The organism is Citrobacter sp. Cc139, from assembly GCF_030334645.1.
GTDB classification, from domain to species: domain Bacteria; phylum Pseudomonadota; class Gammaproteobacteria; order Enterobacterales; family Enterobacteriaceae; genus Citrobacter; species Citrobacter werkmanii.
Window position 1 is genome coordinate 20263 of the sequence record NZ_JAOWDM010000093.1, and the last position, 19687, is coordinate 39949.

Sequence of the window (19687 nt, forward strand, 5' to 3'; positions counted from 1 at the left end):
GTCCATCATGCTGAGGAAGTTTGAACCAAGGTGGCTCATCACCCGCCAGTGAAAACGGTCGTTTGCCGGGGGATATAGCGGCATCGTCGGTGCTGTGACGTTCAGTACTCTGACGGGCACTTTGCCGGTTTTGACCACTCTGTCCAGGAGCGTACTTTCCAGCGCTTTGCGCGGAAGCTGGCCGTTGGTGCCAGTTATTCGCATCGAGAGGGATTCTGATTTTTCGGACAGTTGCTCCAGCTCGAATGAACGTCCCCCGAGAATGAGCCAGGTGTCATACAGGCCAGAGGGGCCGCGTTTCACGCGGGTGTGGTAATAACGTTCAGGGGCATCGTGGCGCATCATACCGCCCCGGTGCCGGAAACTGGTGAACGGTACATAGGGGTGTTTACCATTCTTCACCGCACCGTGGATGTTATCGACGCTGTAAATCTCGGTGTGACCATCCTGAAGACGCAGCGGCCTGAGCAGGTATTCGTTATCCAGCGGATCAAGTGTCAGCGGATCAGCTTCGAGGGTAAAAAGATTGATGACCGGGGCACAGTGCAGCCGGAAGTTTTCTGTCTCAAAAGGCAGATCGGATGACCAGGCTTCACTGAGCACAATGTCGATTTCAAACCAGGTGCTGGCCGCAGTGAGCCCGATGGCGTCGAGGCCACGCAGCTCAACGAACATAAACTTTGGACGGAAGCTGAAATATTCAAGCAGCAGTTGGTAACCACTGAAGGCAGTATCGGCTTTCTTCCACAGGCCATCATTGTCATCAAAACCCATGGGTTTGCACCAGCCATCAAACTGATAACGTTCAGTATGCGTCCCGGCATGACGGGCATACATTGCATGTACACGCCGGGTCATTGCCAGATGCAGCGCAGAGCTAACCGGACTCTCTGCGTTAAGAAAAATGGCGACTTTGTCTACCCCGGCTTTACTCCAGTCCACTTTTTCAGGGCATTCGAAGCGCAGACGGATAGCAGAGCGGCCATCGGTTTCAGTATGGAGGCGAGCATCTGCAAGGTGCAGTGGTTGTAGCGGTACATCGCGGGTCGTCCGGTACTGACAGGCGGTTCTATGCGGCCCGACAGGACGTGACAGAACGGAGAAGCCTTCCGCCAGCATTTCAACCTGACGCAGACTACGCCAGTCAGGAGAGAACTCGACGATGGCCAGCGACGGGATAGTCCGCATATAATGCGGCCACAGCAGACTTACCAGCCCTTCGGTCATTTCCGGCAGATCATCGTCCAGCTTTTCACGCAGACGGCCTATCAGGAAGGCAAAGCCTTCAAACAGACGTTCCACATAGGGATCGCGGGCGCCGGGTTTATCCAGATTAAGCATTGCTGCCCGATCCGGATGGGCTCGGGCAAACTCTTTACCCGCCTCACGCAGGTAACGCATCTCTGCTTCGTAATAGCGCAGGGTCAAATCATCCATGCACGGCATTCCTGAAAATTTTTAAATAGAAAATTAGCCACAGAGCACCATGGCACGGGTCGGGCGGTTCAGTTAACGCGAGATACTCTATCCTCATCGGAGTGTGCTTCCGGGAAAGCGGATCCTGAGCGAGCGTCATACAAACGATATGCGGTGGGGAACGTTACATAATCATGGGACAAAGGAATCCTTCCTTTGGCGCGAGATTATGCTTCAGCCAGTCACAGAGCCATGCCTGACACTGCCGAAAGGCCATAAACTACCACGGGGATAAGTTTGCCCGCCCATCGTTACTGGCGCTCTTCTGCGCCAGCGGCGACACTGAAGATAGTATCGGGCAGCGTGAATCCCTGTAGCTTCAGTAATGCAAGAGGGCCATTGCCGAGCTCGCTGCGCATCACAAACTTCAGAGGATTACCATCGGCAGTGATCCACACCAGTTGCGTACGGCTGGCATCAAGAGGTGTGATCCGGGCTTTGTTCAGCAGGCGAATGAAGCCCCAGTTACCCTGATTACTGGCGTAGAGTTGCATGCCACTGTTTACACTACGCCAGCTGAGCGAGACGCCTGGATAGTAAGTATTCCCCGGCCAGATAAAACTCTGCCAACTTTCCATCTGATTGAAGTAATCCAGGTGCTGCTCATCGAGGGTCAGTTGCACCCTGGCAACATCCCGTGAAGGACGCGCCATCAGTTCGAAGTTAACACCGGCATCGCCCTGAGAAAACACGATATCAGACAGCTCAGCCAACTGATTAATCGCCCGGAGAAAATCCGGACTGATAACCATCCCCTGACTTGCGGAAGGGTCAATGACCCAGCGATTCCCCTCCTGGTGGAGGATCCCGCCAAGATTCGTTTTCAGGAAGGTAGTGATTCGACCCGAGTCGCTACGCAGGAACTGAGCCAGTAATGGCAGGGAGGCATCGCTGCCAGTGGCTTTAAACGGGTACCGTCCCGCAAAGGCCTTATTCCACTGATCGACAATGGTTGCCTGCCAACGGGCATTGAGGCTACCCGCAGCCGGGACAAGTACCTGCCGCCAGGCCAGATCAAGCGGTTGTACAAACAACGACTGGCCAAATCCATTCCACTCCTGCCCCAGACTCGCCGCAACCAGACTGCCGTAGTCGCGGGTATCGGTCAGATCGATGGCTTTGCCCTGGAATATGGTCTGAGCCAGCATCTGAGACATGGCCTGCGGATCCGGGGCGCTGGTGACCAGCTGAAGCTTGAGCCGCACCTGAGTTACGCGGGCCAGCCAGGACTGGAAACTGAGATTACCGTTTCTACTGGTACCTTCTTTACCTTCCATCACCCCCATAAGTGGCCCAAACACCCCATCGAGCGGCCCTTTAGGACCCTGAGCTTGCTCTATAAACTGTTTTGCATTTTTTTTCTGACCGATCAGCTTCTTCGCTGAGTCCACTATCGAGTCGGCAAGTAGCTCCCCCTTCTGCCCCGTTTTCCCCTGGAAGTTTAACGTGTTCATCAGGGCAACCAGCGGGGACTGACGGACATCACCAATGAGACTGAGCTGGGCAATCGCCTCAGACAGTGACGCAGCTTCCTGCCACTGAATGCTGTTGACCATTTTCAGCCAGGCATTACCAAAATCGGAAAAGTAGCGTTCAGTCAGACGGGCCTTCAATGCCTCCGGGGAGATATCACTCCCTGTCTGATGTGTCTTCTCCGTCAGCACCCAGTCAATTTCATCGCGGCGGGCTTTGACGACGTCGTTAATCGCATCCTGTACCTGCTCTTCCCAGGCCTGACGCGTAAACATTCCCGGGACGACTTCGTCAGTGCGGAATACCGTTGAGGCATCAGTATCGCCGGTCATATCGGCAAGCGTTAAATCAGGCCAGTTGCTGGCCACGCGCTTAAGCATCTCCTGATATAACCCGGACTCAGCGTTCCGCTGGCCTATTTGCTTGAGCAGGATCTGACGGACCGTGCTGATTAGTTCAGCATCAGGCTTAATTTTCCATTCCGGGTGTGCCGGGAGGTTCTGCGCATAGAAGCTCAGCAGTTTCGGGGCCAGCGCCTGCCACGTGCCATCCGGCACATTCTGGCGTTTCGGTAAGGCTTTCAGCACGTTTTTTGCCAGCCATTCTGCGTCCGCTTTGTCCGGACGAGCCATCATCAGATAACTTTTGAGCACGTCGTAGGTATACTGTGTACCCTGTGTACGGGCATCACTGGCAGGAGGAAGTTGCACAAAGGCATTCAACTGCTGCCTAAGACTATCTGCTGTGGCATCCCTCATCAGCTGTGCGTTATTTTTCGCATACAGCGGCCAGAGTGCGGCCAGCGTGTCGCCGTCCTGGTTAAGACCAAATCGTGTGTACCATGGAGCGCCGGTCGCCTCACGATGTTGCAGACGGGCAATGGCTTGCTGTAGTACGAGCTGGTTGTGCAGGCGTACAGCCAGTGGTTTTGCGGTATCTGCTGCCTGCCTCGCGGTTTCCTGCGCCTGATAAATTTGGGTAGGGTTAACGATCAGGGACAGCAGTGTACCGGCCCCCCACAGAACAATCAGGGAAAGCAGAATTAACCGCAGCATCTTCAGCCAGTCGAAGCCCAGCTTTCTGCCGCTGGAGGCATCACAGTCATCAATGATGGCTTTCCAGGTCGGTGTGTCGAGGCGTGTGTTTGGTATCGTTCCGGCAACAGCCAGTTCTGGGCTGAACATGACACCGCGTAAACGCCAGGCTGTGGCTCCCTGCATCAGCCCGCTGAGCAAAACAGCCAGACTGTCTTTCAGCTCCTGCCGTAGTCGGAGGGACAACTGAAGCAGACCGAAATCAGCCGGATTAGTCAGTATCTTTGCCATACCCACTTTTTGCAGGTGTAGCGCCAGTGTAGAAAACCCTTCACCCGCGCTTTTTACGGTGCATTCCGGCCCGAAGATAACCCCTGTCGCCGCCGTTTCCTCGCCCTGCTGAGCACCGGTAGTGTTGTCAGTCAGCCACAGCCAGACAGGCGCCTGCCAGCCAAGCTGATGGTCGGCTTTCTGGCGGCAACGCAAGAAGGCATCCCGTTCACTATCCGTAGGGAGAGCTGAGGTACTTATTACCTGAATGATGCCATCAATCGGTTGCCCGGATCGCAGGCGCTTCAGTTTTGAAAGGAAGATCTCATCCGGAAGTGACTGCGCGTCACCACCATAAATCAGCACGTTGCCGTCGCCTTCCTGCCATAGGTCATGACACAGGCCCGGGGCCGCTTTTTGGACGTCATCCGGATGACCCATCACCAGCAGGAGTCGCACCTTATGTTGCCAGCGACGTCCATAGCGAAACCGCAGATGCTCAGACACCGCGTCTTCGCTGAAGACAGGTTCTTCGTCGTCGTCTTCGCTGGCAATGGCATTCATCACCGGAGAGACACACTCCGCTTTTTTCTGCCCCCACTGGAAATACAACCCGGATTTACCCGCGTGGTCGAAAGCCTTCTCAGTCAGCCAGCCGAGTAAAAACAACGCAGCAACCAGTATGGCGCATAATGTGAGTATGCGTTGGCGGTCATAGGGTCCGAAGCCGGTGGCCGAAGCCACGCGTTCCGGAAAGGCATAAAACAGAAATGCCACGATGACCGTCAGAAAAAAGGCGACAGTTACAACGGAGCCAATGAGAGTTTTTACTTTTACCTTAGACATTCCTGGGCGATTCCTTGCGAACTTCTTCTTTGGTGATGACGGCGATCCAGACGTCGTCTTTGTCAGCGGCGGGTTGTGCGGCGATAACCTGCCCCCCTCGTTGTTCAAAGACTGCATCGGCGAGGGTGATAGCAATCCATGGAGCCGCATGGCCGGAGTAACCCAGCACAGGGTCGATACTGAAGTTGTCTTCTGAAAGGCTAAATTCAACTCCGCTCTCTTCGCAGGCATTATTCCAGCTGCTGCCTTTCGTCAACGTGGGGCCGGAGATCCAGCTTCCTTTAAGTTCGTCGGGCCTGGTATTTGCCCAGAGCAGCGCCCGGGTGAGTGACTTTGTGAGCGTTGTTTCTGCTCCCTTTTCGGGGCGATGAAGGCGGAGCGCATCCGGCCAGGCGTGAGTTTTGCGGTTGCTCAATACCACCATCGAGACGGCATCAGCGTCTTCTTCCCGGGGAGAAGGCGGTAAGGACAGCGTGATAGCAACCAGAATGCCCGGGTTGTCCCATCGCTTGTCCAGCCAGACATCAAACGCACCCAGACCTTTTCCAGCCAGCAGGCGAAATATCCTACCTGTTTTGAGTAAGAGCTCGGCTTTTAGCTGCTCTTCAACCAGGGGATACAGGTCACTGTCACAGTCCAGCATCAGCCAGTATGGCAGCTCTGAAGGAAGTGGCTGAACGATTACATCTACACGCGTGGTCAGCTTGGTAACCGCTGCCGTCAGCGCTTTCGATAAATCCGTCTGATATTCTGTTAATGCCGCGTATCTGACCGGTTTGTCGCATCCTCTTGGGTGTGAGAAATCGATAGCGGGAGCAGCGACCTTCATTACCTCCAGCAGGTCGCCGGTTTTGTTTCCGGCCGGACTCTGAATATATGTGCCGAGGATCCAGGCGCAGCGCTGACCGCGCAGAATTTCACTGTCGATGAGTGCTTCCCGCGCGGCATTGCGTGATTCAGCACCAACCTGTTCTGCTTTATAGGCAAACCGGCGTAAACCGAAAATAAGCCCCCAGGTGCAAAATGGAAGAGCCAGAGCGGTGAACCAGAAGACAAAGCCGCTTCGCTCTGACGTCCAGCACCATAGCGTGAGTGCTATGCCCGCCAGCATGACAAACGCGAGAAAAAGCAGCCAACGGCCGGTGCTGGGACGCGCTATCTTAGGAGCCTTTTCAGGGATGGCATCCAGCCAGACGGGCATAATCAGGCAACCTTTGCTGCGGCAAATGAACTAATCAATGTGCAACCACAGGCACATTTGTGGCCGTGAAAGGCAACCGGGATACCATGATCAAGGTAATCAGGGTTTCCTTCTACGATGGTTGTAGGTCCATGTCCCGGAACCGGGCAGGACACTTTGTCGCCTTTGCGGGCAACGCCGATACCGCCAAATGTCATCGTTTCTGAGGCGGTCAGTACTGAACCACCGTGGGTAGTTTTATCGCCTTTACGGATAATCTGGAGCATTTTATTCCTCTCCAGGGATAGGTATCCCCATGTTAATTGATGCTACTTTGTTAGCTTTTAGTGTGAAATCCAGATACATATCACCTGGCGTGTAACTGATTTTTTCAGGTGTTATTTGTGTCTGATTCGCAGTATAGGCTTTAAACACTTTATCAGCAGGGTCGCCAACTTTTATTCCGCGTAGCGTAGAATACGCTGGCGTTTCTATGTTAATTGCCGAGATTATATAATCATCATCAATTGTATATTGTCTCTTATCATAATTGGCATTTGAGGAAACCAAACTTATATCTTTATAATTATGCATTGTGTATTTATATAACCCTCCGACACCATTAGGGAAGTCTCCTATATAAGAAGAACCTGTTTCGTCTTCATCTATGCCAGAAAGTTTATTGCTATAGAAAGAACCAATCCCAATCCATTTCTTATTTTTTATGACGATAAAGTCAATAATATTAATTTGAGTGCTATTATGAAGTGTGGTGGTTGGATTGAATTCTTTTAGTTCTGATTGGGGAATCCAGCCGAATACATCTTTTCCCGAAGTTGTCACATACTGTGCCAAAATGAAATCTGCATATTTTTTGAGGGCATATACATTGTCACCTTTAATAATAAAAGTGCTTTCTTTTGGGCAGTTTCGGTCAGGCGCATTATAGAGCATAACCTTTGTCTTAACCGCTGTTGCGAATGCATTGCTTGGTGTTTTGAGCCCTCCGCTAAAAGCCTGAGTCGCCGCTAAATCAGAAACTAATTCACAATGATTTTTTATAGGGTGATTGCTTTTTATGTTGATGTGTTTTAGTTGTGATTTGTCAAGCCATCCAGTGACTGACCATGATTCATTTTTTGCATAAGAAGCAGAAACATAGCCGTTGTATTCTGTATGCCCGGTTATAATATCTCCTGGCACCAAGAAAAGGTCTTTTATTTTGCAGGTTTTATTCGGGGAGCTAAAGAAATGAAGCCGCTTTGTGGATATCACTTCAAAAGAATTGTTATCCGGATTAATTTAAGTTTGCGATGCTTCAGATTCTCTTCCATAATTTCCGCAAACGTCGTTCGCAAATGCAACACTGGAATATAAATAAATTGAGATTAGGAAGATAAACTTCAGAATTATGCTTTCCTTCATTAAAAGTCCTTTTATCGCTTTGAAGTATGTATTTTTATTAAGGCTCTACCTTGAGCCAAGTATGAACCATCCATGTCTATGTATGCTGAATCAGCAATACTGCTATGGTTTTTTCGGGTAGTTTTCAAACGAAATAGACTGCACAATATTCGATGAATCAAGGCAGAAGCTTAGCTTCATATCAAAGTACTGATAAAATCTGCAACCGTCCTCAGTATCCTTATGACTACTCATTCCATATTTTGAAGTTACCATATTCCAGCTGTCGCCGACTTTTATGCCTCGTGTGGTTTTGTATTTATTATCAATAAATGTGATCGCTGACACATATGTATCATCAAAACCTAATCTTTTCGCTATTATCTCATTGGACTGAGATATTGTTACAATTTCGTTTTTAATTGTTAAAGTCCAGGATTCGAACCCATTATTAAAACCGTGATTGTCGGGATCAGGAAGGTTTACACCAAACTCTTTAGTCCACTTATTTAATTCAGGTGTGGCCTTTCCTAAAAGAACGGTTTTTTGACCATTTTCTGTCCATGCAAAATCATCGTAGGTTAACTCATTATTCTGTTCATCACCAGGGGAAATTTCTTCGTTCTTTACCCATCCATCAACGACTGCGCCATTTTTATTAACAAAGTTTACGAAACTATATTCTTTGTTTTCTCTATACTTAAGCACTTTATCATTATTGATGATGAATATGCTCGTCTTACAATCGCTATTGGGTAAGGAGTATAAATAAACTCGTCCCTTTGATGTAGCTTCTTTGGGTACTGGTTCTTGAGAGGGATTGTAAGAATAATAACTATTGTCTGCTTTGCAATTAGTTGAAGCGATTGAATTCCCTGCAAATATCGACAATGACAAAAACAAATTTAAATTGAGATGCTTCATTATTTGGTCCCTTTAAAACTGGATCATCAAAAATCAGTTCATTGTCGAAATAATGGTAGTCATCGCAAAGCCCTCCAGATACAGACTCATTTCTCAGAACCATTATTTAGGTGGGACATCAGACATTTCTATCATGCTAACTGAATCGTCTTTTTTGCAAAAAGTTAATTTCATCCAAAAGTAAGGGTAAGATAAACATGATTGTCCGTCAACAATCCCCTTGCCTTTGCCATATTTATCTAACATATCATTCCAACTGCTGCCAATTGAGATACCACGATATGTTTCGAACCCCGCGCCAGATATGTTAAAGATAGCTAAATAGGTCTCGCTATCATTATCGATCCTACCTTCTATGGACTTATCAACTTCGTTAAGTCCGACATATCCTCCATCGAATGATACTGTCCAATTGTTTTCATCAATTCCAGCCAATGATGGGTCAGACAATTCCAGTCTGCTTTTCTGTGCCCAGCTATTAAATTTTTTAGATGAGGAACCTAATAAAATAGGCGATTTGCTTTTATAGATTACTAGAAAATCATTTATATTTATAACATCTTGTGTGTTATTTTGAGGTGCTACCGTACTCACGCCATTTGAATGAACCCACCCGCTTGTTATTTTATTTTTGTCACTTAAATAACTTACATATGTGAAGTTTTGACTTTCATGATATGCAAGCAAATGATCACTATTCACAACAAACAAATCTTTAATTTTGCAGTCTTCTTCCGGAGCAGAATAGAAATACAAGCGATTCTGTGTGTTTACAATCATTTCTTTTGGAGGTGAATTTATTAAGATATTTTTAGATGCTATATTGTCAAGGCAAGCTCCGTGTGCGCCTGTGATCATTAAACATGTTAAAATAAAAAATGGTAGGTAGGTTTTCACAATCACTCCTTGTATCTAGGGATATCAAATACTATATCGGAAGATATTGCAGAAAGGTCATGGCCACAAATTTTTCGGATGTTTTTAGATATTTCATTTGCCCAGTTGACAGACGATGCGTATTCATGACTGGCTGGGGCTTCAGGATTCCATTTCATCTTGTAAAGAGTGTTTTGGAATTTATATTTTGTACTGTTAACAAAATTTGCAGATATATATTGAGCACCACCATCAATGGCAAGTTCAGGGGTAAACCATCCTTTATAGTAAGCTGTGCCGAGTCCGCCCAATGTAGCATTGTTGTCAACGGCCCCAATCCCGTACATATTGTATACTTTCCTCTCGCCTTGATTTTTATAATTGAACGTTCGTCCACCCCCCATTCCTCTTGGACTACCGTTTCCTGTTTCAACTACCGCGTGAGCAGCGAGATAACATTCATTTATATCGTATTTCTTAGCCGCTTCGATAAATATCTTCTCTTGGCCAGATAGTGTTCCTTTACCACTTAAAAAAGCCTTTAATTGTTCCTCTGGAACTCCCATATAGCCTTTGATCACCAAGAACTGAAATATACCACCCCCCTCTTTATCTTCATATTTCTCTGGGTTGATATATTCCCCCACAACACGTTCTCTTGACGCGGGTGATATTGGGTCATTTCCATACATATTTAACACTGTCAGTTGCTTCTTCAACATTTCTTGTAGTGTAAGTTTATAATCAGTATATATGTATTTAATTTTGCTATTGAGCTTCATCATCCCCAAAAACATTATTGGATGCATATGCCATAATGAAGGCCCGAGCTTCTCAGTGGACACATCCTGCATCCATGCCATTTTATCGAGAAAATCCTCACTGTATTTCTTCCATTCCGGAGTGTCTTTTTTCAGCGCATTCAGGAATGGTTGCCAGATAGCATCGTCTTTTTTGAAGTACCAGTCGCTGGGATGTTTTACAATAGTTTTCTGAATGACGTCACGATAATCAGGGTTGTGAAGTGCTCTCCAGTATTCCATTGGCGAATAGCGTTCACTTCCGCTGTCAATTTTATCCAGCAGGCGCTGATAATTATGCTTAACCGGGGCATGACTGGTTCGCGTATCACCGGTCGCAGCCTCATAGAGTGAGTTGATAAGGCTGCGGAAGAATCCAACAGGCTGGTTTTTTCCATCCAGGTAATCAAAACTGGTAGGCTCTGAGGTTTCAGTTCTAAAGCCTAGCTTCGCCAGATCATACTGTGACAGAAGTTGAGGCTCCGCCTGGCCTTTGGGCACATAGGCATTTTCCGGCCGCAACTGCCAGTATTCTTGCTTTGTTGAGTTATCAGTTTCTGTTGTGACCTGACTCAACGGTAGAATTCCTGTCCGCGTTGTTGACGTCGCCCCCTTTGCGAAAGTGCCCTTCGCAACATCTTTTGTGAAAAGAGCAAGACCAGGAGCATACTTCAACCAGAGCGGGTTTTTCTCCCCCACTTTTTCTGGGTTGGTCAGGAAGTTCTCCAGATTATCATCCATGCTCGTGCATTCGATATGTACCTGGTATCGTGCCTCATAACCACCGTCTTTTGGTGCCTGATAGTAGCCCATGTGGCCAATCGGGTCACCGGCCTTAATAGCAAATGGAGAACTGAGACTCACTGTCTTATCGAATACCATGACTTCCTTTGCGGGAGGAAGCAAATGCCGCCACCAGCCTGGAGCGGCCCCCGGCGCTGGCTTAATATTGTTGTTATCCACAACAACCCAATAGCGCTGACCAGGTGTGAGGATACTGCTGGTTTCTTCTGGTAATCCTTTTAGTATCACAAGGCCATATTTTCGCTTGTTATTTCCTGTGGCGTTAAGATTGCTGTCTGCTGGGTCCCACTCCACTCTTGCCCCTTTAGGCATGTGTCCGGCAATTTGTGGTGAAGTTTTATCTGAAGTCAGTTTCGCCGTCAGCCAGTCCATTTCAGAATATGCTCTTAGAGTATCCTGAATGACCCACTGATTTTCTGCTTCAGCTTCATAAGCTGAATACGGCGCAAGATGCATATACAGGGTGTAGAAATGCAGCCCGCTGGATTCTTTATCACCCGGTTGAATGTAGTGTTTTACCAGCACAAATGAGCCGGAAAAACTCAGTGGGCCGGATTCCCAAGCAAGCGTCAGATAGTCCTTGCAGATCCGATAAGCAACTACTTCGCCGTCAGCCATGCAACGTACAGCCTGCTCGCCTTTGAAAGCAACCGGGAAATCGAATGCCTCCAAAGGTGCCTTGCCACTGAGAGCACACCACGGTGTCGTGGTATGTGTTATATGAATACCGCCATGCCACATCCCACTACGGCCAATTGCGTATTGTCCGGTTGACTCCCCACCCAGATGCGAAAGGATATCTTCCTGACTACGAAATTCAGTTCCACGGTTGTTAGAGGGGATCGGCCAAACGATATTTATTTTCCCCTTAGTAGAGGCTGTACTTTTATTTACAGCCGTTGCACCAGCATAGCGATAAAGTTTATATGCAACACTATTTTCCCTGTACGCTTGGGCAGGATAGAATCCACGGTCCTGCACAAAGTCAGACACCCATTTGGCTCCATCGAACATGGTCATATGGCCATCGGTATGCTTTCCCACGGCCTGAATGACTGCAACATCACCGGCTTGTTGTCCTGAGATGGAATAAACGCCACCACTAATTACCGTTGTTACACCTTCAACAGGTCTAAAATTATTTTCAACCAACCAAGGCCCGTAATCTTTTGCTGAGTTAATTCCGGAGTTTTTTGCCGACAGCCCACCAGAAATCAATGCCAATTTTACATAATGCGCACATCTGGACTTTCCATATCTCAGTTTTTTATCTTTGCCGCTATCAAAATTCTTTTTGTTTATAGCAGCAATAGACGCCGCATTTGATTTTAATGTGCTCAGAGCAGTGTTTTGATTGAACATTGTCTCTCTCCGTTAGCTCTCGTTGCAATGGCCTGTTTTTCTGGATATGAACTTCACCGAATTCATTAGCCATTTGTCATTCTTGAGAACAAGGCCGATATCATATTTTGATTCACTATCAGCATGTCCAAGCGTTAACTCAGCTGCAACCTTATTACTGCTCACGGAAGATGTTTTAACCTCGATTTCATTAACCCAGTCAGGACATATTTCCTGAGCGTTGATAAAATAATCAGCCCCAGTATCATTGTCACTGTTAAGTTGCTGAAGGTATTGCGTCGTATAGCTATCAATTGCCTTCTGACTTTTCTCTGCACCACTCTCCACATCAGGGTCGTTCCACGCGGTGAGATAGTCAGAGTAAAACTTTTTAACAACGAATTCTGGACTTTTCGCATCGAGTGTCGGGTTGTTATTTTCTCCAAAACTGAAGTTTAAAAATATTGCGAAAACAAAAGTCAACAGAAGCAATAAATTTTTAAGCGTTGATTTCATAGTCTATGTTCCCTGTTCACTATTTTTGTATCAGTCATTGAATGACTTACTGCTGATCTTATTTTCCTGGATAATATCCGTCAGGCTGAAATTGGGGGTTTCATTTGGAAGATTCGCGCCAGTACCCGGTACCATATAATTCGACGTCTTCATAATGAACTCACCTGATGAACCATGCTCAATGCCGTTCTTACTCAGCCTCAGGTAAGACCCACCACCGTTAAGCGTCAGCGTTTCCGGGGTGCTGATAATTATTTCATCTTCACTACTGGTCACCGTCAGCTGCTTTTCGGAAAACAGGGCCATCGTGTTGTGCTGCGCCTGAATCTCGATGTCTCCCTGGTTGGCAACCAGCTTCGCCCCGTCTTTATGCACAAACAGACCGAGGGCTTTTTCAACGCTCACGGACAGATTTTTCATCGCACCGATATCAAGATGCTGGCCTGCATTGATCATGGTATTGCCGGTGCTGCTGAGCTGAAGGTGTTCACCTGAGGTCATTGCCACCCCCTGCGGAGCGCTACCCAGCAGGACCGCTGACTGGAGGGCTTTGATTTTGTCGGTCACAAAATTAATCTGGGTGTTGATGTCACAGACCAGGGCTCCGGCGGCTTCGGCGGCGCTGTTCAGGGCCTGCATCTGGCTGTTGGCCTGGTGAATCTGGTTAATGGCTGGGGCCATTTCCAGCACCGGGCCCTGCGCTTTGGCCTGGGCATCCGCCGTCAGGAACAGCCCTTTTGCCGCACGTACTGCACCATATTCATCCGTTCGCAGTTCAAAACCGGCGCCGCGCTTTTCACGCTGGCTGTTGACCAGGTGCCCCAGGTTCAGCTGCGTTTTGCCATATTCCGTCGCAAGCTTGATATGCTCTTCCTGGCGCTTATCTTCCATCCGCAGCTTATTGTTCGCCGGCGTGCGCCACACGTTCCGCGTATGATTATCGCTGGTGACATGATCCGGATGATCTGAGTCATGCAGGGCATAAGCGATGTAGGGACGATCCGGGTCTCCGCCGTCAAATACGACAGCCACTTCCGTTCCGTCGAGAAGCGGTGAGTGGAATCCGTATGTATCACCGGCATAGGGTTTCGCCAGCCGCAGCCACAAATACGCATAGCCCTGTTCGGAATCGTTGCGGTCAAAGTCCAGTTTCACCCGGTAGCGGCCCTGTGCGTCGAGCCAGGAGTACGTATCACCTTTCTGTGTGCTTTCCACCCGGGCCGGAAGCGAGCCGGATATTACCGGGCGGCTGAGCAGTGCCGGACGCCAGCAGACGGTTTCGCTGTAGGGGATACCCTCAAAGGTCAGCGTAAAGCTGCTTTTGCGTGAACCGCTGGTGCATACCGTGGTGATGACGATGCCTTCCCTGACAGCATCGGGTAACGTGCCGTCCGTTTCCAGTACCTGACCCGGAGCCAGATGGGGGCTGGAGGAATGCCCGCTGACGCGGGACTGCGCGTTCAGAATACGTTCATGACGCAGGCGGGCGAAGTATGCCCCGGTCTCAGTGCTTTCAGCGTCATCTGCTGTCAGGAAAGGTTCCGCATAATGGTATGTTTCCCCGGTGGTGATCCCTTCCTTGCTGAAAATGCTTTCGGCACTGTCCTGAGGTTTCAGCGCTTCCCGGTAGTTGTAGTCCCTGGTGACCACACTCCCGCTCACCACCTTATATGCAGTCTGAATATCCCAGATGCTCTCCTGCCCGCTGTCGCTCATCCCGGCCTGGTTGCGCAATGGCAGGGTGACACCAAATTCATACTGCTGCTGGCTGTCCTGAAAAATCACCACGTCCTGCTCAAGACGGCTGTCCATTTCATAGCGCCAATAAATGCCCACCTCCGCCAGCAGACGCTGGATAAATTCCAGGTCAGTTTCCCGCCACTGGGTGATGAGCTCCCGGGAGGGATATTCGCGGGAGAGCCGGAACTCAAAATCATGCCCTTCCAGACCGTGTTTACGCAGTACCTGTTCGACCACCTCAATCACTGACTGACTGAGGTAGATTTCGCTCCCTTTCGTATACTCCAGCAGGGCGATACGGGGAACGATCGTCAGCGCGTAATGGGTCTCATCATTCGAGGTGGACACGCGGCGAAAGGATTCCACCACGCCGAACACCGTCCTGACCGGCAGCGCCGGTGTTCCGTCAAACACCGGGGTCTGGAAAGTAAATGACGCGGGTTTCAGCAGTAACGCGCCGCAGGCAATATCCACAGAGGAGCTGGTGACCGCAACGTCATACCGCCAGGGCTGACTGAGGGATTCCACCGCGCTGTAGTGCAGAACATCCAGAAATTCGCTGCATTCATGCACCTCAACCCGGTACCGCGACTGCCCTAAAAGCTGCGGTACCACGCTAGTTGCCTTGTTGATCAGGGAACTGCTCATGACGGCTCTCCTTCTGCCCGTTCATCAAACGCCAGCACAATGCCCTTTTCGTCATCCCAGGTCAGTTGTAATGAGGAGGGCTTTTGTTTTGCCGCTATATGGCTTAACAACTGTTGACTCAGAACCGGCAGGTCACCTTCACCCTGATCCAGCAACTTTAACAACCAGTGCTCAGGCGTGATTTCTGCATCCGCACGGATCTGACATAAAGAAGCCGCCCCCTCCAGTGCTCTGGCGCAATAAGGGTTAAGTCGTCGTAGCAGGACTGCTGAATAATGTTCCATGTCGTTCCCTCTTGTTCAGGCACGCTACCGCCCTTGACCGTCAACCGATGCCCATAAGGTTCATGCCGATAAATTGTGTGACTGCTCTGCAAAGCGTCCACCTGACAGGCGCTGTGCGGAGCAATACAAAATGGCGGACAGAAGGGATATGTCTGCCTGGGGCTTACGCCGTGGTACGTTCGTTCCAGGAATCGGAATGAATGATGTTGCCGTCTTTGTAGGTCCAGGAGATTTTTTCGTAGCGCAGTTCGATCTGCTCAAGGTGGTTATGCTTCTCAAAAGAAGGCTCCTTGATGTCAGCGCCGCCATCGTCTTTCAGCCGCAGAAAATCCGGGATTGCCATGTTTACTTCTCCATTTGTTTAGTTGAAACGTCACTTACATCCTGTGGCGCGAGTTTTGCATCTGGCAGACGACAGGCGTCAGCCTGCGGTACCAGGCTGATCTCGACACGCCGGTTGTGCGCACGGCCATCAGGCGTGTCGTTTGATACAATCGGTCGGCTGTCACCGTAACCCTGCACGGCAAAACAACTTTCCGGTATATCCCCGGTATCACGCATCCAGTTACGGACGGCCTCCGCTCGTTGCAAAGACAGGGTCTGGTTGAGTTGTACGCTGCCGGTATTGTCTGTGTGGCCGCTGACCACGATGAGCCAGCCTGTTCTGGCTTTGATCCCCACCAGTGCGTTGACGAGTATTTTGGTTGAGCCGCCTTTAAGTGCTGATTTGCCAGAATCAAACAGCGACATGCTGTCGAGCCGTACAATTTTGGGTACCGGTTTTGGTTTAGGGGCAGGTGGGGGAGTCCAGGTATCGATAGCCTGCTGCAAGGCCAGCCACAGGCGTTGCCCCGGATAATAGCCCAGGCTGTAACGTAAAGGCTCTCCCTGACGCTGCCACCGCTCAAGCAGGAGCACATCCTGTTTCAATGCGGCCAGTGATTCTGCTTTAGGACGGTAATGTTTCATTGGAATAGCATTCCAGCGCTGTAAATTGGCACTGACATGACGAATAAGATTACGATTATTGAGCGCGGACATGCCCATAGCCGTCAGAACGCACAGCCACATCAACAGAACCAAACGGCGGGTACGCTGGCCCCCCTGAACTGTCGAAGTAAGCGGTACCAAAAGTGGCAGAACGGCATCCGGGAACAAACCGGTATGAAGTGGCTGCAGGGATTCCCGTGAAAACTGCAAGCAAGTGCGGGAATAGAGCCAATCGGACCAGACAGACTGAGTCTCTGGATTGACTACTCCGAGGCGCATGGCCACGGAAAATACGCGCACAGGCGGTGTTAACCGGTCAGGTTTCTCCAGCTCATCGGCCAGCATATTACGGATAAAGGAAAATGCCTGGCTGACTGCTGGCAGCGCCAGGATATTGTCTCCCGCCTGCTGCCAGTCAATGAATGCCTGAGGCGAATCATTAACTTGGCATACAATCCGCTTATCACCCCGAACGATTATCCACGGCGTTTCAGGCCCGGAAAATTCGGCACTCAACACAACCGGCAGTGTGAAACCCGTCAGGGATTTAATCTGTTTACACTGCTGGCGGAGCGTTTTCAGTGCGGAACGCAGAACGGCTTCATCCTGATGATGGTCTGGCAGGCAACGGTACATCACCGAGAGCTGTCCGACCTGGCGCGGGAACTGCTTCTGTATGCTGCGGACAATGTCAGTTAACCAGCTGACGTCACCGGCCCGTAGCCACCATCCCTGGGCTGTTTTACGCAGAGGACCTCCCTGAAACAACGTTTCCAGCATGTCACCACACACCAGTACAACGGGGCCCTGGGTGTCGAGTAATGGCAGTTCAGCAACCGGGAGGGTAACGTCAGAAGTAGGCTCTTCACTCCGACAGTTTTTAACAACATACCCGCCTGCCAGAAGGAGGAGCAGCAGAGTGATCAGACCGTTAAAAACATTGCCTGTCGGGATAAAACACCACAGCAACCACAACAACGTGGCAACGGCTACCAGGGTGTGCAGAACTACCGGAATGATGACTGTTCTACGCATTAGCCATGCAGCTCCGGTATTTGTGCTGACAACAGAGCCTGAAGCCACAGATGGCCCCCCCACCAGATAACGCCGGTAAGAATGACGGCAAGCGCTATCCAGAACCAGACTGAACGGAACAGACTCCAGCGATGTTTCCCCATCAGGTCAACAACCAGTGACAGACCTGCATCAGGCGGAGAAACGCGTTCAGAAAGGGCTTTCACTACCTCATCACGCTGCGACTGGCTGACCTCTTTCAGGCTGTATAACCCCTGAAAACCCAGGGCAATCACCCGGTGATAACAGGTTAAAACGGCCGGGTTCGGTGAGGGCTGACGCAGGACTTCTGCAATGCGATCCCATAACACTTCACCTGCCCGAAGTGATCCAAAAAATCGGGCCTGAAGCGGCGCTTTACGCCAAGCTATCTGGCCTTCATCAACTTTCGTCTCCTCTCCTTCCTCGCTTTTTTCAGGCTTACGGCTCATCACCGTCTCGTCGAGCAGGGCGCATTGTGCGTAGGAAATATGCCCGACACTGGCCTCGTCATAACCGGCACGCTCCAGCGCTTCCCGCACACTTTCAACCTGTTTAACGCATTTGTGGTAAAGCGCAGAGCCATTAAACGTGACAGCGCCGTTCTTCAGCATGGTGACGGTGAGCCAGGTCTCCGTCATCAGTTGGTCGATATCAATATCCTGTCTCATGAGCGCAATACCGCAAACAGTTCAAGTTCCAGAGCGCCAAGTAACTCAGGCACATAGAACATACACACCCCCTGCTCCAGCATTTCATGCGCAGCGGAGCTTTCCATATCAAGCGCGAAGTACTGGTTCTCCATACGTACAGGCAATGCTGCCGGGACTCTGCTCACCGGAATCAATGGAATCCCCCTGAGCGCGGCGCCATAAATGGTATTAACTTCATCAGGTGACCCCGCCTGACAGAGTGCCGGGAATTTGTCGGCAACCTGCCAGGCCGGGATATCTGAGCGCACAGAGAGCCAGAGGTCGGCCTCTTCACGCAGACGAATATCGTGAAGGTTGGCCTTCCATGTCTGTCCGTCCGGGCGGGACATTTCCAGTGCAATGACCCGGGATGGCAGACTTGCCTCCAGCAACCCCGCTATCAGGTCAAACAGCGGGGGAAACGCATTGGCTGGTTCCTCGTGGTCATACCCCGGTATAGCGTCAAGGTCATGGTCCAGGGAAAAGGTCAGCATACTGCCTGCCAGACGAGCGAGCTCCGCCCACACCTGTTCAGGTGGACGGCACGGAAAACGTTCGTATTCCGTCAGCACTCTGGCGTGAGAATTCAGTGCATTCAGCAACCAGAAAAGGGAAACATCCGCGACAGCAAAATCGGCAAGTCTTTCGTTGCTTTCACGACGCATGGTCATCAGACGCTGGCGTCGGGAGCGTAACTGGCGATTGAGCAGCACCAGACGTTCGCGAAGAACCGGACTTGCTCCGAATGACGCCACTGGAGGAATAAAAGACGGATCCTGTCGCCACGCATTTTGTCCATCCCGGAGCAGTCTTGCTACCGGGCAGACTTTCCAGGCCTCATTACTTTCATGGGCAAACCGGATGGTGAAATTAAACCGGGCAACTGCCATGGATTCTTCTTCAGAACCAAAAACATCCGGTATAGTTACCCATTCCTCCCGGTAACGAAGCGGACGGTCAGCGGTCATGCCTTCCTGTTCAACATTAATAACACCGGGCTGCAAATGAGGGAGTGCGATAACGACTGTTACCGCATCCAGACCAGCCAACAGATCCGGGTCTAACTCGCGAGGAGGGGGAAGCAGATCGCTCCTTTGCGCATCAATCAGTGAACCATCTTCCAGCCAGAGGCGTAACTGCGTAATCTGGATCAGGCCGGACGAAAGAAAACTGTCATTAAACTCAATCTTTTCCACGCCCCAAGGGAATGGGGTGGCTAGCGCTGATGCACCGGCACTGCGAAAAGATTCCCATTCAGCCTGCTGCTGGAACTGCTGAGGGGACAGCAAAGCCCCCTCGTTCCACAGTGGACGATAAATTTTCATCCCTGTCCTGC

At 50.1% G+C, this 19687-nt stretch carries 13 protein-coding genes and 2 pseudogenes; all 15 read right to left on the reverse strand.

Annotated features, from left to right (window positions below):
- A partial coding sequence (gene tssF / locus OGV69_RS21515) for a type VI secretion system baseplate subunit TssF (protein ID WP_286469489.1) occupies positions 1–1437 on the reverse strand: 1437 nt, incomplete at its 3' end.
- Between the two features lie 290 nt (positions 1438–1727).
- On the reverse strand, positions 1728–5099 hold the full coding sequence (locus tag OGV69_RS21520) for an ImcF-related family protein (RefSeq protein ID WP_069325351.1): 3372 nt from the start codon (positions 5097–5099) through the stop codon (positions 1728–1730).
- Complete coding sequence (locus tag OGV69_RS21525) at positions 5092–6300, reverse strand: KPHS_23130 family T6SS system protein (RefSeq protein WP_069325350.1); 1209 nt, start codon at positions 6298–6300, stop codon at positions 5092–5094. The genes OGV69_RS21520 and OGV69_RS21525 overlap by 8 nt, the downstream gene beginning before the upstream one ends.
- Before the next feature lie 2 nt (positions 6301–6302).
- Positions 6303–6566: a PAAR domain-containing protein gene (locus OGV69_RS21530; RefSeq protein WP_069325349.1), complete on the reverse strand. Its 264-nt coding sequence runs from the start codon at positions 6564–6566 to the stop codon at positions 6303–6305.
- Position 6567: 1 nt separating this feature from the next.
- A complete protein-coding gene (locus tag OGV69_RS21535) occupies positions 6568–7482 on the reverse strand; it encodes a hypothetical protein (protein WP_141700259.1) in 915 nt (304 codons plus the stop codon).
- Between the two features lie 324 nt (positions 7483–7806).
- Positions 7807–8607, reverse strand: a complete 801-nt coding sequence (locus OGV69_RS21540; protein WP_069325347.1) for a hypothetical protein — start codon at positions 8605–8607, stop codon at positions 7807–7809.
- 102 nt (positions 8608–8709) lie between these two features.
- Complete coding sequence (locus OGV69_RS21545; protein ID WP_069325346.1) at positions 8710–9504, reverse strand: hypothetical protein; 795 nt, start codon at positions 9502–9504, stop codon at positions 8710–8712.
- A 2-nt stretch (positions 9505–9506) separates the two neighbouring features.
- Complete coding sequence (locus tag OGV69_RS21550; protein WP_176722631.1) at positions 9507–12449, reverse strand: N-acetylglucosaminidase; 2943 nt, start codon at positions 12447–12449, stop codon at positions 9507–9509.
- Positions 12450–12461: 12 nt separating this feature from the next.
- On the reverse strand, positions 12462–12944 hold the full coding sequence (locus OGV69_RS21555; RefSeq protein WP_069325345.1) for a DUF3828 domain-containing protein: 483 nt from the start codon (positions 12942–12944) through the stop codon (positions 12462–12464).
- A gap of 30 nt (positions 12945–12974) precedes the next feature.
- On the reverse strand, positions 12975–15332 hold the full coding sequence (locus tag OGV69_RS21560; protein ID WP_069325344.1) for a type VI secretion system Vgr family protein: 2358 nt from the start codon (positions 15330–15332) through the stop codon (positions 12975–12977).
- 110 nt (positions 15333–15442) lie between these two features.
- Positions 15443–15616 (reverse strand): annotated as a pseudogene (locus OGV69_RS21565) (Clp protease N-terminal domain-containing protein); the annotation flags it as partial.
- Positions 15617–15779: 163 nt separating this feature from the next.
- Positions 15780–15914: pseudogene (locus tag OGV69_RS21570) on the reverse strand (type VI secretion system tube protein Hcp); the annotation flags it as partial.
- A gap of 47 nt (positions 15915–15961) precedes the next feature.
- Positions 15962–17641: an OmpA family protein gene (locus OGV69_RS21575; RefSeq protein WP_069325341.1), complete on the reverse strand. Its 1680-nt coding sequence runs from the start codon at positions 17639–17641 to the stop codon at positions 15962–15964.
- Complete coding sequence (tssL, locus tag OGV69_RS21580) at positions 17641–18330, reverse strand: type VI secretion system protein TssL, short form (RefSeq protein WP_069325340.1); 690 nt, start codon at positions 18328–18330, stop codon at positions 17641–17643. The genes OGV69_RS21575 and tssL overlap by 1 nt, the downstream gene beginning before the upstream one ends.
- Positions 18327–19676 carry a type VI secretion system baseplate subunit TssK gene (gene tssK / locus OGV69_RS21585; protein WP_069325339.1) on the reverse strand — a complete coding sequence of 450 codons (1350 nt, stop codon included), beginning with the start codon at positions 19674–19676 and terminating at the stop codon, positions 18327–18329. The genes tssL and tssK overlap by 4 nt, the downstream gene beginning before the upstream one ends.
- Positions 19677–19687 lie beyond the last annotated feature (11 nt).